Consider the following 13872-nt stretch of genomic DNA (forward strand, 5'->3'; position numbering starts at 1 on the left):
AGCGACGGAAACGATGCGATTTTCGGTTCTGAAACGGCAGGCGGCGGCGATTTTGATCAGCTTGACGCTGGGGGCGCCCGTCCTGGCGCAAGACCTGTTCGCGCCGCGGGTCTATGTGAACGACCGGGCGATCACCACCTACGAGGTCGAGCAACGGGCGCTGTTCCTGCGCGTGCTGCGCGCTCCCGGCAACCCCGAGGAAGAGGCGCTGAAGGCGCTGATCGAGGACCGGCTGCGCCAGACCGAAGCCGAGCGGCTTGGCCTGAAGCTCTCTGAAAAGGACCTGACCGCAGGCCTGACCGAGTTCGCCTCGCGCGCGAACCTTTCGGCTGATGAGTTTACCGCCGAGCTTGGCAAGGCGGGCATCGCGCCGGAAACCTTCCGCGATTTCGTCGCGGCCGGGGTCCTGTGGCGTCAGGTCGTGCGGGCGAAATTCCTGGGGCAGGTGCCGATCAGCGAGAACGACATCGACCGGGCCATGGAAGCGGCGACCCGGCCGAAGGCGCTGCAGGTTCTGGTCAGCGAACTGGTCATTCCCGCGCCCGAGGGCAAGGAAGAGGCGGCACTGGCGCAGGCGCAGGACCTGTCGGACACGCTGAGCGGCGAAAGCGCCTTTGCGGCGGCTGCCCGGCGCTATTCGGCCTCGGCGACGGCAGGCGCGGGCGGACGGCTGGACTGGCTGCCGCTCGCGAACCTGCCTGCGGCCATCGGCCAGAAGATCCTGGCGCTGGACGCGGGCGAGGTTTCGGACCCGATCGCGGTACCCGGTGCGGTGGTCCTGTTCCTTCTGCGCGACGTGGCCGAGGACAAGACCGCCGAGCCGATCTCGGTCTCGGTGGAGTGGGTGGAATTCCTGGTGCCGGACGATGCGGCGGAAATCGCCCGGCTGCGCGCAAGGGCGGATGACTGCGACATGCTGCAGGGCGAAGCCAAGGGCCTGCCCGAGGACCGGATGACGCTGACCAAGGCCGGGATGGAGGCAGTGCCGAACGACGTGGCGCTGGAACTGGCCAAGCTTGATCCGGGCGAAACCTCGGTTGCGCTGACGCGCGGCGGGTATCGGCGGATGCTGATGCTTTGCAGCCGCGAGCCGGTGCTGGAACCGATGCCGACGCGCGACCAGATTCGCGAGCAGGTGATCAACCAGAAGCTGGAAGGCATGGCCGAGGGCTATCTGGAGGAACTGCGCTCGGCCGCGATCATCCGCGAGCCGTGAGCGGGCCGGTCCTTCTGACCTGCGGCGACCCGGCGGGCATTGGCCCGGAAATCGCGGCAAGGGCCTGGGCCGCGGGCGAGCGTTTCGTCTGGATCGGCGATCCCCGGCATCTGCCCGCAGGCACTGCCTGGCGCTTGGTGGCCGAGGGTGAGGGTCCGGGCGAAGGGGCCATGGCGGTGCTGCGGCATGATTTCGCGGCCCCTGCCCTGCCGGGCCAGCCGGTTGCAGCCAATGCGGCGGGAGTGGTGGAAGTGATCGCCCGGGCGGTGCGTCTGGTCCAGGCGGGACTGGGCGGCGCGGTCTGCACGGCTCCGATCAACAAGAAGGCATTGAAGGACGGCGCGGGCTTTGCCTTTCCCGGCCATACCGAGTTCCTGGCGCATCTGGCCGGGGTGGAACGGGTGGTGATGATGCTCGCCTGCCCGGGGTTGCGGGTTGTGCCGGCGACGATCCATATCCCGCTTTCCGAGGTGCCGGCCGCGCTGACGGAGGAGTTGCTGGAAACCACGATCCGCATCACCCGCGCCGGGCTGGTGCGGGATTTTGGCATTGTCTCTCCGCGAATTGCGGTCGCGGGACTGAACCCCCATGCGGGGGAAGGCGGGGCGATGGGTTGGGAGGAGGAACGGATGATCCGGCCCCTGATCGCGCGGCTGAGGGCCGAGGGATTGGACGTCACCGGCCCCTGGCCCGCCGACACGATGTTCCATGCGGGCGCGCGGGCGGGATATGACGTGGCGGTCTGCGCCTATCACGACCAGGCGCTGATCCCGATCAAGACCATCGACTTTGCCGGGGGCGTGAACGTGACGTTGGGACTGCCCTTCGTGCGCACCTCGCCCGACCATGGCACCGCCTATGACATAGCGGGCAAGGGCATCGCCGACCCGTCCAGCCTGATCGCGGCGCTGCGGATGGCGCGAGAAATGGCAGCGGCGCGCGGGCGGTAAGGTCGGCTGCCTCCGGCGGGGATATTTTTTGCCAGTATGAAAGCTGGAGGGTTTGTTGGGGACGATAGACGGGCTGCCGCCGCTGCGCGAGGTGATCCGGGCGCATGACCTGGTGGCCAGGAAGCAACTGGGGCAGAACTTCCTGCTGGACCTGAACCTGACCGCCAAGATCGCGCGGGCGGCGGGGGACCTGACGGGCTGCGACGTGCTGGAGGTCGGGCCTGGCCCCGGCGGCCTGACGCGGGGGCTTCTGGCCGAAGGCGCGCGGCGGGTGGTGGCGGTGGAGAAGGATGCCCGCGCCCTGCCCGCGCTGGCCGAGATCGCGGCGGCATATCCTGGGCGGCTAACAGTATTGCACGGCGATGCGCTGGACATCGACCTGGCCGCGCATCTGGCGCCGCCGGTGAAGATCGTGGCCAACCTGCCCTACAACGTAGGAACCGAGCTTCTGATCCGCTGGCTGACCCCTCCCGCCTGGCCGCCGCTCTGGTCCTCGTTGACGCTGATGTTCCAGAAGGAAGTCGCCGAGCGCATCGTGGCAAAACCCCGCACCGAGCATTACGGTCGGCTGGCGCTTCTGGCGCAATATCGCTGCGAGGCGCGGATCGTGATGACGCTGCCGCCCGAAGCCTTTACGCCCGCCCCCAAGGTGCATTCCGCCGTCGTCCAGCTGACCGCCCTGCCCGAGCCACGATTTCCATGTGACTTCAATCAGTTGCAACGCATAACTGCCATGGCGTTCAACCAGCGCCGCAAGATGCTGCGGGCCAGCCTGAAGGCGCTTGGCCCGGAGATCGAGACGGTGCTGCAATCGGTCGGCATCCCCCCCACCGCGCGCGCCGAGGAGATCGGCCTGGAAGCGTTCTGCGCCCTCGCCCGCGCCCTTGCCGCGAAGCCGTAGGGCGGTCAGCGGGTGGTGGCCAGCGCCTGCCGGTAGGTGTCGAGGTACTCGGCGGTATAGGCCTTGTAGTCGAAATCAAGCTGGGAATGGATTTCCTGCACCATCGACCACATGGCCTCGCGCAGGGCCGCCGCCGCCTTCATCGCCCGGTAGCGTCGCCAGAGCGCGGCATCGGGCGGGGCGCCGAAATAGGCTTCCAGCACCCAGGCCTCCTGCGCGGCATCAAGCCCGCAGTTGGCGGCCAGCCCGCCCAGATCAAACAGGGGCGAGCCCCAGCCGGCATAATCCCAGTCAATCAGCCACATGCGCTGGCCGTCATGCAGGAAATTGCCAGGCAGAAGGTCGTTGTGACCGAAGACCATCTCGATCCGGCCGACCGTGCGTTCCAGCGTGGCAGCCTCGTCCAGCAGGCCCGCCAGCGCCGGACGGTGGCGAGACTTGCCGTCCTGCAGCGTGGCAGCATAGTCGCGCACCACCTGGAAGACCCAGAAGGTCAGCGCCGGGCCGCGGAGATGGCGCGGAATGTCGCGATGTGCATGCATGACCAGTGCAAGCGCCTGCTCCAGCATGTCCTGCTCGCGCAGGTCCGCCGCCGTCATCGTCCGCCCGTCGACGAAGTCGATCACCAGCGCCCCGGGTTCGTGATGGATCACCCCGGGCGACACCCCTGCTGCGTGGGCGGCACGGCTGGCGGCCAGTTCGTTGAACCGCATGATCTGGTGGACGGGGATGTCGTCGCCGATCCGCACCACGGCGCGGCGCTTGGCATCCGTCACGAGGACGTTGAGGTTGGTGATTCCGCCGCCGAGCGCCGTTGCCGTCGCCTCGCCCTGCCAGATCGGCAAGGCCAGCGCCCGCGCCAGGGGATCCAGACGTTCGCTCATCCCGGCCTCCCCCCGCCAGTGACGTAACGCACGGAAGAATGCGGCCAAGCCCATGGCCTGTCAAAGGTATTTTCTGGTCGCAGCCGGATCAGGCGGGGACGGATTCCCCCAGACATTTCCAGAGCGCCCGACCGAGCATGTCGATCCGGATCGGCTTGGCGACGACCGCCGTGAAACCATGGCCGAGGTAGTCGTTGACCTGGTGCGTCATCACGTTGGCCGTGACGGCAACCGCGCGGGGCGGGTCGATCCCCATCGCTTCAGCCAGATCGTTCAGCGCGTTCAACGTGACCAGCCCGTCCATTCCGGGCATGGCGATGTCAAGGAGCACGGCATCAAAGCGTTCCGCCAGGAAACGGTGCAGCGCCGCCTGACCGTCGGCGACGATCACGGTTTCGACACCAAGCGCCTGCAGCATGCTTTGCAGAATGATCCGGTTCGTTGCATTGTCCTCGGCGGCAAGAACCTTCATCGGCGGTAGCTGCGCCGGGACAGCATCGCTTTCGACGGTTGTCCGCCCCGCCAGGACCGGGATCATCAGATCGACGCGCGCCGTCACGCCCTCGCCCTCGATCGAGGCCAGCGTGACATCTCCGTGCATCAGCCGCGCCAGCCTGCGAACGATCGGCAGGCCAAGGCCGGTGCCGACATGGCTGCGCCGCGACCCGCCCATGCCTTGCGTGAACTCTTCGAAGGCGCGCGCGATCTCGGCCTCGGACATGCCGATGCCGGTATCGCGCACCTCGATGCCGATGCGGTCGGGAAGAGAGCAATCGACCTGCACGGTGACGCTGCCTTCGTCGGTGAACTTCAGCGCGTTGCCGATCAGGTTGTGCAGGATCTGGATGACACGCATCTCGTCGCCAAGCCGCACTTCGCCCGGCGCGCCGCCGATGCTGCCGGTGATCAGTCGCACATCCTTGTCGCTGGCCGTGACCTGGTGCAGCGAGGCGACGCGCGCCAGGATTTCAGGCAGGCGGATGGGCCGCGGATCAAGGACAAGGCGTCCCGCCTCGATCTTGGCCAGATCGAGAATGTCGTTGATCACGCCCAGAAGATGTTCGCCGGAATCGCGGATCACGCGGACCATGGACTGTTCGGTCGGGTCCGACAGGCGGCTGGCCAGCACCCCCGCCATGCCGAGAACGCCATTCAGGGGCGTGCGGATTTCGTGGCTCATCGCGGCCAGGAAGTCGGACTTCGCCCGGTTGGCGGTTTCGGCGGCAGTCATCGCGGCGCGCAGGCGGGCCTCGTTCTGCACTTCGTCGGTGACGTCGGTGAACGTCGCAACCACCGCAAGGTCGGTGCCGGGCGCCGAGAGCCGGGCCGACGTGACGGCGACGGCGCGGCGTTCGCCGTTTGGCCAGATGATCTCGTGCCGCATTTCCTGCATGCCCGGCTGCCCGGATAGCGCGCGGACCACCGGCAGGTCTTCCGTCGCGATCCGGCTTCCCGCAAGATCCGTGACATCGGCCGCCCCGAGCAGCGCCAGCAGGCAGTCCCCGGCCGAAAGGCGGCGGCCGAGCACCCGTTCGGCGGCGGCATTGGCGAAGACGACACCGCCGCGTTCATCGACCACGACGATGCCCGAAACCGAGGATTCCATCACCCTGGCCAGCGTGTCGCGTTCGCGCGCCAGCGCCGATTCCAGCGCCTTTGCAGCAGTGATGTCCAGGTTGATGCCGCTGGTCTTGACCGGACGACCTGCCTCGTCCCATTCCTGAACCTGGGCACGGGTCAGGACCCAGACCCAATAGCCCTCGCGATGACGCAGCCGGACCTCGTGCTCGACCTGCCATTGCCCGGCCTCGAAGGCGTCGCGTTCGTGGGCGATCAGGCCTTCGGTATCGTCGGGGTGCAAAAGCTCCAGCCAGCGCTCCAGCGGCATCGGGTTCAGTTCCACCGCCTTGTAGCCAAGGATCTCGGCCCAGCGGTCGCTGACCAGCGTGATGCCGCTGCGCATGTCGTGTTCCCAGGTGCCGACCTTGGCGCCGTCGATCACCTGGCCAAGCCGCTGCTCCGCTTCAGCCTGGACGGTGACGTCGAGCGTGATCCCCGAGATGCGTCGCGGGCTGCCATCGGCCCAACGTGTTGCGACATGCCCGCGCGAGAGGAGCCAGACCCAGCCACCGTCGTAGTGCCGCATCCGGCAGCGCAGGGAGAAATCCTCGCTACCTTGCAGAAACAGATCGCGCTGGGTGGACGCCACCGCCATCCGGTCCTCGGGGTGGATCAGCTCGACCAGCGCGTCAAGGCTCGCCGCCGCGTCGAGCCCCAGCATCGCACCCCAGCGGTCGTTGATCGTGCTGAAGCCGTGGTCGGCCTCCCAGTCCCAGACCGCGATCTCGCCGCCATCCACCACCTGTTGCAGCCGCCGGTCGGCAAGGCGGCGCGCGGTCACGTCCTCATAGAGACCCACCGTCTCGCGCGAGGGAGTAGCGCGTTCGCGCACCCAGATCAGGCGACCGTCGGCCAGTTCGTCCTCGTTGTCCCAGACCTCGGTCAGCGGCCGGTCAAGCCGACGCTGCAGGTTGGCATTGTCGCGTTCACCCTCGGCACCAAAGACGCCGCGTTCGATCGCCGCGCGCAGGAGGTCGTCATAAAGCGCGCCCTCGCGGATCAGGTCGGCGATCTGGGCGAAGGCGCGGACATAGGGCGTGTTCCACAGGACCAGCCGGTCATCGGCGTCAAAGACGGCAAACCCGTCGTCCAGGGCTTCGATGGCCGCAAGGAAGCGCTCCTTGGTCGCCTGCAATTGCGCGCTTTCACGCTTCAGGGCGGCTTCGTTGGCGCGGATGTCGGAGATGTTCTCGATCAGCGACCAGACCAGACGGCGTCCGTTGGGGTCGATGCTCATGAAGCAGCGCACCACGGCGGGAATGTCCCTGCCGTCGCGGCTGCGGAACACCGCTTCGGCCGGTCCGTAACTCTGCGTCTCGCGCAGCGCCACGGTTGCGCTTTCGATCAGCCAGTTGCCACCTTCGGGCACGATCTCCTGGACCCTCACGGCGACGCCCAGCTGCGGGCTGACACCGAACAGGTCCTTGAACGCCCGGTTCACGTCGACGATCTCGCCGGTATCGAAGTCCAGCAGCAGGATCGGGTGCGGGCACATCTCGAAAAAGGCGGTGAACTGACCCTCGCGGAACGATGTCATTTCGCTCGATCGGTCCGACGCGGCGACGTCCCGGATCACCGCGATCAGGTTGGTCTTCTGGTCCGGTTCGACGCCCGACAGCCGGGCGACCGAAACCTCGTAACGGTGCGGGGTCACAAGGGTCGGAATTCCCACGCGCCGGGTCAGCGAAGTATCGTCGTGCGGCGGCGCGGCCAGCATCTCGCCAAGCGAGGCGGCCAGGGCCTCGGGAAGGATCTCTCCCAGCGGCCGACCGATCCCGGCGCGGACGAGGCTCGCGAGCCAGGGCAGCTTGTCGCTGTGGCAGGCGACGATCCCGCCTTCGGGCGAAAGCTCGATCACCAGGTCGGGCAGAGCATTCAGCGTCGCCTGCAAATGGCTGCGCGAGGCGGCTTCGGCGCGCTCGGCCTCGACCCGCAACAGGACGGACGAGATCGCCCGACCGAGCGACGTCAGGAGGAACACCACGTCCTGCGCCCAGCTCCGGTCCCGACGCCCGCAGTCGAAACCGATGACGCCGAACAGCCGGTCGCCGTCGCAGAGCGGCACCATCAGCGTGGAATGCACGCCAATTTCGGTCAGGAACCGTCGTTCGGGCGATCCGGGCGGCAGAGCGTCGCGGTCGCGGACAGAGACGATCCGACCCTCGACAAAGGCCTGGTGCCAGTCGGGGCGCACAACCTGGCCCGAGCCCTGCATCTGGGACTTGAGGGCGCGAATGCCCGGCGCCACCCATTCATGCGTGTTGGTGTAGCCGGCTGCCGGCGCGTAGTGGAACAGGAAGGTCCGGTCGAACCCATAGGTCTGCCCGACCGCCATAAGCACGGCATCGATTTCCGTGTCGATCGTGTCATGGGTCACGTCGAGCAGCCGATTCATCAGCTCGACCACGCGGAATTCCACCCGCGCGGGTTGTGCGGTCACAGGATCAGGCTGGCCTGCGTGTCCCATTCATCCTCGATTTAAGGCAACCAAAGTATCGGCCAGAAGCACCGGTCCCGCAAGCCAGCTTGTCCCGTGTCGCCGCGAGCTGCCTCTACGGTCCATGGGGCGGTCAGAGCCCCACCAGGACCGCGATCAGGGCCAGGACTGCCGGCAGGGCCTGGACATAGAGGATGCGCCGAGCCGCAGTTGCCGCACCGTAGAGCCCGGCGACCACGACGCAGGCCAGGACGAAATGGGCCAGGCTTTCGCCCTGTCCCGGCACCCCCCGAAGCAGCGCCAGGATCAACCCCGCCGCGAGGAATCCGTTGTAAAGCCCCTGGTTCGCCGCCAGCACCCGGGTATTGGCGGCAAACTCGGGCGAGGTCCCGAACAGGCGCCGAACCTGCGGCGTTTCCCACAGGAACATCTCCATCGCCAGGATCCCGAGATGGATCAGCGCCACCAGCCCGATGAGGGCCGCCCCGATCATGCGGCGGGCATCCGGCTTTCGGCCATTTCGGCGTACCAGCTTGATCCGAAGGGAATGGCCGTGTCGTCGAAGTTGTAGGCCGGATGGTGGACCATCGCCGTGTCGCCGTTGCCCAGGAAGATGTAGGCTCCGGGACGTTCGTTCAGCATGAAGCTGAAATCCTCGGCTCCCATGAGGGGCGGCGTGTCGCTGTCGACGACGCCCGAGACCTTGCGCGCCACGTCGGCCGCGAAACCGGTGTTTTCCGGCGTGTTGATCGTCACCGGATAGCCGCGCTGGTAATGCACTTCGGCCCGTGCGCCCAAGGCCAGCGCGGTGCCCTCGACGATCTGGGCGATGCGGGCCTCGACGAAATCCTGCACCTGATGGTCCATGGTGCGGACGGTGCCCTTCATCTTCACCACCTGCGGAATGACGTTGTGGGCGGTCGAGTCGGTTTCCACGGTACAGACCGAGACGACGATCTGTTTCAGCGGATCGACGTTGCGGCTGGCGACGGTCTGCAAGGCCACGATGATATGCGCGCTGACCACGGTGGTATCGACGCACTCGTGCGGCTTGGCGGCATGGCCGCCCTTCCCCGTCACCACGATCTCGAACTGGTCGGCGGCGGCCATCATCGCGCCGGGACGGATCGCGAAATGCCCGACGGGGATGCCGGGCATGTTGTGCATCCCGTAAACTTCCTGCACGCCCCAGCGCGACAGCATCCCGTCCTTCACCATCTCGCGTCCCCCGCCGCCGCCCTCCTCTGCGGGCTGGAAGATGCAGATGACGGTGCCGTCGAAGTTCCGCGTCTCGGCCAGGTACTTGGCGGCGCCGAGGAGCATCGCCGTATGTCCGTCATGGCCGCAGGCATGCATCTTGCCGGGCGTCTGCGAGGCATAGGGCACGCCGGTCTGCTCGATGATCGGCAGCGCATCCATGTCGGCTCGCAGCCCGATGACCCGGCCCTGGCTGTCGCTGCGCCCCTTGATGACGGCCACGACGCCAGTACGGCCGATGCCTTCCACCACCTCGTCGCAGCCGAACGATCGGCAAAGCCCGGCCACCTTCCCGGCCGTCCGGTGGACGTCGAACAGCAGTTCCGGGTGCTGGTGGAAATCCCGGCGCCAGGCGGTGATCTCGGGCAGCAGCTCGGCGAAACGGTTCTTGACGGGCATGGCGGGTCTCCTTTTGCGACAGGGTGGACCCGCCGCGGGGAAACGGCAAGCCCTGTGTCGGGCCCGTTGACCCGCGGTAATGGGGTCGGGAAAACCGGAATGTGATCAAACACCTGTTGCCGATGTCGCACGTTTTCGCCATATCGTCGCAAAATCGTCATGAACCCGGCTTGTTGCGGCCAAAGGCCCGCGCAATATGGGTGAAAGGCAGCAAATAGCCAGGAACGGAGCAGTAGAATGGCCACGAAACCCAGCCAGCCCCAGCAAGGCGGCAGCGGCACGCCCACGCAGCAGCAGCAGGGCCAGCAGGCGGGCGGCTCAACCCAGCAGGCGGGACAGCCGATCTTCAAGGACTGGGCGTCGATCTGACCTGATCCGCCTGTCGCACCGGACCCATTGACAAGACACCGGCCAGCCGCGAGGCTGGCCTTGTTTTGTTCTCATCCGGCCCTTCCCATGGCGCAGCCCGTCTCCTCGATCCCGAACCTCGGCCCGGCGTCGGAAATCGCCTTCGCGCGCGCGGGCATCACCACTGCCGAGGAAATCCGCGACCTGGGCGCGGATGAGGCCTACCGCAGGCTTCTCGCCACGGGCTCGCGCCCGCATTTCATCGGTTACTATGTCCTGGTCATGGGCCTGCAGGGCCGCCCCTGGAACGACTGCAAGGGCGAGGAGAAGAAGACGCTGCGCAAGCGCTTCGACACGCTCTGCGCCGGGTTCAACCGGTCGGACGCCAAACTGCGCGCCGATCTTGAGCAGACGCTCAGCTTTCTGGGCGTGGTGGAACGCGGGTGACGCGGGCCGATTGCGGGCGCCGCGGATGCCGTGCTTTCGGAATGTGGTGCCCCCAGAGGGACTTGAACCCCCGACCCTCTGATTACAAATCAGATGCTCTACCAGCTGAGCTATAGGGGCCACGCGACCTTTCAGATACAGGCCCCGCCCCTGCCACGCAAGGGCTCAATCCGGCTGGCTGCGGGCGAGGACGAGGACGGCGACCAGCCCGACCGCCATCACCAGAAGGGCGGCCGGGGCGGCTTCGGACAGGCGCTCAAGGCTTGCCAGTTCGAAGACGCGGGTGGAGAGGGTGTTGAAATTGAACGGGCGGAGGAGCAGCGTCGCGGGCAGCTCTTTCACGCAATCTACGAAGACAACCAGCAGCGCGGTCAGGACCGAGCCGCGCATCAGCGGCAGGTAGACCGCGGCCAGCGTGCCCGAGGCCGACCGGCCAAGCGACCGCGCGGCCATCGAGAGCGAGGGCGAGACCCGCCCGAAGGCCGCATCGACCGCGCCCTGGGCGATGCCGAAGAAGCGCACCATATAGGCAAGCCCCAGGGCGACGGCGGTGCCGGTGATCATCAGGCCCGGGTCCCAGCCGGTGAGGGCAAGGATCCCGTCGGCCAGCCGGTGATCCAGCGCGGCGAGCGGCAGGAGAAGCCCCAGCGCCAGCACGGCGCCGGGGGCGGCATAGCCGACAAGCGTCAGCGGCAGGAGCCATTGCACCGCGCGCGACCCCTTCATCCGCAAGGCATAGACCAGGAAGACCGCCGCCCCGACCGTGACCAGCGCCGACAGGCCCGCCACCACCAGCGTGTTCTGCAACGCCTCCAGCAGTCCCGGCGCCAGCCAGCCCCCGGGAGCCGCGGCCGAATGCACCAGCATCACCCCGACGGGCAAGAGGAACCCGCCGGTGAAGGGGATCAGGCACAGGCCGGTGGCATACCAGCGCTTCCGCCCGACGATCACCACCGGTTCGACCGGCTGCGCATTGCGCCCAAGCCGGTGGAACCGCGCGCCGCCCCGCCCTGCCCGCTCGAGCCCGACAAGCATGAGGATCAGCACCAGGATCACTCCGGAAATCTGCGCCGCCCCCCCGGCATTGCTGCCGTTCAGCCAGGTGGAGAAGACTCCGGTCGTCAGCGTCTGCACCCCGAAATGCAGCACCGTGCCATAGTCCGCCACCGTCTCCATCAGCGCCAGCGCCACCCCGGCGGCGATGGCCGGGCGGGCGAGCGGCCAGCCGATGCGCAGGAACAGCGCCCAGGGGCCGCAGCCAAGGGCGCGCGCAACCTCGTAGGCGCGGCCCGACTGCTCGCGATAGGCCGAGCGGGCGAGGAGGTAGACGTAAGGGTATAGCGCGAAGGACAGCACCAGGATCGCCATCGGCAGCGAACGGGTCTCGGGGAACCAGTAGTCGCGGGCCGAGGTCCAGCCGAAGGCCGAGCGCAGCGCCGATTGCACCGGGCCGGCATAGTCGAGGAGGTCGACCAGGGCATAGGCCCCGACATAGGCCGGGATCGCCAGCGGGAAGAGGAGGGCATTGGCCAGCCAGTCGCGCCCCGGAAAGCGGTACTGGCTGACCAGCCAGGCCGCCCCCGTTCCCATCGCCGCCGACAGCCCGGCGACCCCCGCCATCAGAAGAAGCGTCGTGCCCAGATAGCGTGGCAGCACGGTCGCGATCAGGTGGGGCCAGATGTTCTCGGTCGGGTTCAGCGCGATCCAGGCGATCGACAGGATCGGCGCCAGCACGACCGCCGCGATCAGCACCGCGCCGATGGTCCAGGCATCAGGCAGGGACCAGATCCGGCGGCGGGGCAGTTGAGCGAAACGGTCGGACATCTTGCCCTGCCGGTTACAGGAAAGCGGTTTAACTGTCCAGAAAAGCCCGTATAGTCCCGGCGTCGGGCCCGGATTGCCCGGCCAGACAAGTCAGGCCCGATGCGCATCGTCTACCACCTTGGTGCCCATTGCACCGACGAGGACCGCCTGGTCCGCTGCCTTTTGAAGAACCGCGCGGTGCTGGCTGAACAGGGCATCGTCGTGCCCTCGCCCACCCGCTACCGCAAGCTCTTGCGCGATACGGCAGTGCAGTTGCGCGGCGCGGCAGCCTCGCAGGATACCGAGGCGATGATCCTTGACCAGATCATGGACGAAGCTGCCGCCGACCGGCTGATCCTGTCCTGGACCAGCTTCCTCAGCTTTCCCGCCTATGCGGTCAGCGAGACGCTCTATGCCAGCGGCGGCGATCGGCTGCGGGCCTTCACCCAGATCTTTCCCGACATCGAGGCCGAGTTTCACCTTGCCATCCGCAACCCGGCCACCTTCCTGCCCGACCTGCGCGACCGGGCGCAGTCGAAGGGCCACGCCGACATCCTCCATCAGGTCGAGCCCTCCCGGTTGCGCTGGTCCGACACCGTCCGCCAGATCAAGGACGCCAATCCCGGCGTGCCGTTGACGGTCTGGTGCGACGAGGACACGCCGCTCATCTGGCCCGAAGTCTTGCAGGCGGTGTCCGGCCACGGACCGGATACCGTGCTGGAGGATGACGACGAGCTTCTGTCGCGGCTGATGACAGAGGCGGGCCTTGCACGCTACCACGCCTATTGCCGCGAACACCCACCGCAATCGGCATCGCACCGGCGGCGGATCGTCACCGCCTTCCTGGAAAAATTCGGTCGACCCGACCAGCTTTCGGCCGAAGTCGTCGTCCCCGGCTGGACCGGGGACCTGGTCGAGGAGATGACCCGGTCCTATCTCGCGGATGTCGATCGGATCACCCGCATTCCGGGCGTCCGGCTGATCGAGCCGTGATCAGCTCATGCCGAGGGCGGCCTTGTAGACCTCGAGCACCGCTTCCTCCTCGGCCAGCTCGTCCGGCTTGCGCTTGCGCAGGGCGATGACCTTGCGCATGACCTTGGTGTCGTAGCCGCGGCCCTTGGCTTCGGCCATCAGCTCTTTCTGCTGTTCCGCAACATCCTTCTTTTCCGATTCCAGCTGTTCGAAGCGTTCGATGAACTGGCGCAGCTCGTCAGCGGTGACGGCATAGGGATCGGTCGCGTCGGCCATGGCGGTCCTCTGGTCGGAATGGGTTCGGGGGGTTCCTACCCCGTGGCGGGGGGCGGGTTCAAGGCGCGATCGGAGAGCGGCGGCCCTTTGCTTGCACGACGGGGCAAGACCGGCTAGCTCAGGCGCGGCACAACGGGGGAATGGCGATGCAGGCATTGATCTGGGCGGGGGCAGCCTTGACCGTGGTCGGACTGGTCGGGCTTGGCTACTGCATCCTGCGCGCGGCGCGGGCCAAGCGCGCGGGACTTGACGAGGCCGCGATGCGGACCGAACTGCAGCGCGTCGTCGTGATCAACCTTGCCGCAGTGGGCGTTTCGGCGCTTGGCCTTGCGGCGGTGGTGACTGGCATCCTTCTGGGCTGA

13 protein-coding genes and 1 tRNA gene are annotated in these 13872 nt (G+C 67.3%); 7 read left to right on the forward strand and 7 right to left on the reverse strand.

Annotated elements, in window-relative coordinates; all coding sequences use genetic code 11:
- The first annotated feature begins 13 nt into the window (after nucleotides 1-13).
- Genes JNL31_RS02520 through rsmA form a run of 3 tightly spaced genes read left to right on the forward strand, consistent with a single transcriptional unit; the run spans nucleotide 14 to nucleotide 3067 of the window.
- Nucleotides 14-1216: a peptidylprolyl isomerase gene (locus JNL31_RS02520; protein WP_294969506.1), complete on the forward strand. Its 1203-nt coding sequence runs from the start codon at nucleotides 14-16 to the stop codon at nucleotides 1214-1216.
- Nucleotides 1213-2166 (forward strand): 4-hydroxythreonine-4-phosphate dehydrogenase PdxA, encoded by a 954-nt coding sequence (pdxA, locus tag JNL31_RS02525; RefSeq protein WP_294969509.1) that lies wholly within the window; start codon nucleotides 1213-1215, stop codon nucleotides 2164-2166. Before JNL31_RS02520 ends, pdxA begins: the two co-directional genes overlap by 4 nt.
- Nucleotides 2167-2221: 55 nt before the next feature.
- The gene (rsmA, locus tag JNL31_RS02530) at nucleotides 2222-3067 is read left to right on the forward strand and encodes a 16S rRNA (adenine(1518)-N(6)/adenine(1519)-N(6))-dimethyltransferase RsmA (RefSeq protein ID WP_294969512.1); all 846 of its coding nucleotides are present in this window, start codon (nucleotides 2222-2224) and stop codon (nucleotides 3065-3067) included.
- A gap of 5 nt (nucleotides 3068-3072) precedes the next feature.
- On the opposite strand, the gene JNL31_RS02535 is transcribed toward rsmA, so the two are convergent.
- The 4 genes from JNL31_RS02535 to JNL31_RS02550 form a co-directional block, all read right to left on the reverse strand.
- Nucleotides 3073-3951: a phosphotransferase gene (locus tag JNL31_RS02535; protein WP_294969515.1), complete on the reverse strand. Its 879-nt coding sequence runs from the start codon at nucleotides 3949-3951 to the stop codon at nucleotides 3073-3075.
- Between the two features lie 88 nt (nucleotides 3952-4039).
- Entirely contained in the window at nucleotides 4040-8038 is a 3999-nt protein-coding gene (locus JNL31_RS02540) for a PAS domain S-box protein (RefSeq protein WP_294969518.1), read from the reverse strand.
- Nucleotides 8039-8141: 103 nt separating this feature from the next.
- The gene (locus JNL31_RS02545; RefSeq protein ID WP_294969521.1) at nucleotides 8142-8501 is read right to left on the reverse strand and encodes a DUF1304 domain-containing protein; all 360 of its coding nucleotides are present in this window, start codon (nucleotides 8499-8501) and stop codon (nucleotides 8142-8144) included.
- Nucleotides 8498-9664, reverse strand: a complete 1167-nt coding sequence (locus JNL31_RS02550) for a M20 aminoacylase family protein (RefSeq protein ID WP_294969524.1) — start codon at nucleotides 9662-9664, stop codon at nucleotides 8498-8500. Before JNL31_RS02550 ends, JNL31_RS02545 begins: the two co-directional genes overlap by 4 nt.
- A gap of 237 nt (nucleotides 9665-9901) precedes the next feature.
- On the opposite strand from JNL31_RS02550, the gene JNL31_RS02555 reads away from it, so the two are divergent.
- Nucleotides 9902-10033, forward strand: coding sequence for a hypothetical protein (locus JNL31_RS02555; RefSeq protein ID WP_294969526.1), 132 nt, complete (start codon nucleotides 9902-9904; stop codon nucleotides 10031-10033).
- An 87-nt stretch (nucleotides 10034-10120) separates the two neighbouring features.
- Nucleotides 10121-10459 (forward strand): TfoX/Sxy family protein, encoded by a 339-nt coding sequence (locus JNL31_RS02560; RefSeq protein WP_294969528.1) that lies wholly within the window; start codon nucleotides 10121-10123, stop codon nucleotides 10457-10459.
- A 44-nt stretch (nucleotides 10460-10503) separates the two neighbouring features.
- Here JNL31_RS02560 and JNL31_RS02565 read toward each other — a convergent pair.
- Nucleotides 10504-10579 (reverse strand) — tRNA-Thr (locus JNL31_RS02565).
- Between the two features lie 45 nt (nucleotides 10580-10624).
- Nucleotides 10625-12283, reverse strand: coding sequence for an iron ABC transporter permease (locus JNL31_RS02570; protein ID WP_294969531.1), 1659 nt, complete (start codon nucleotides 12281-12283; stop codon nucleotides 10625-10627).
- Nucleotides 12284-12382: 99 nt separating this feature from the next.
- Here JNL31_RS02570 and JNL31_RS02575 point away from each other — a divergent pair, with 99 nt between their 5' ends.
- Nucleotides 12383-13255, forward strand: coding sequence for a hypothetical protein (locus tag JNL31_RS02575; protein WP_294969534.1), 873 nt, complete (start codon nucleotides 12383-12385; stop codon nucleotides 13253-13255).
- On the opposite strand, the gene JNL31_RS02580 is transcribed toward JNL31_RS02575, so the two are convergent.
- Nucleotides 13256-13510: a DUF2312 domain-containing protein gene (locus JNL31_RS02580; RefSeq protein WP_294969537.1), complete on the reverse strand. Its 255-nt coding sequence runs from the start codon at nucleotides 13508-13510 to the stop codon at nucleotides 13256-13258.
- A gap of 146 nt (nucleotides 13511-13656) precedes the next feature.
- Between JNL31_RS02580 and JNL31_RS02585 the strand changes: the two genes are divergently transcribed.
- Nucleotides 13657-13872, forward strand: a complete 216-nt coding sequence (locus JNL31_RS02585) for a hypothetical protein (RefSeq protein ID WP_294969539.1) — start codon at nucleotides 13657-13659, stop codon at nucleotides 13870-13872.

Origin of the sequence: Tabrizicola sp. (assembly GCF_016792905.1) — a bacterium.
In the GTDB taxonomy this organism is placed as follows: Bacteria; Pseudomonadota; Alphaproteobacteria; order Rhodobacterales; family Rhodobacteraceae; genus Tabrizicola.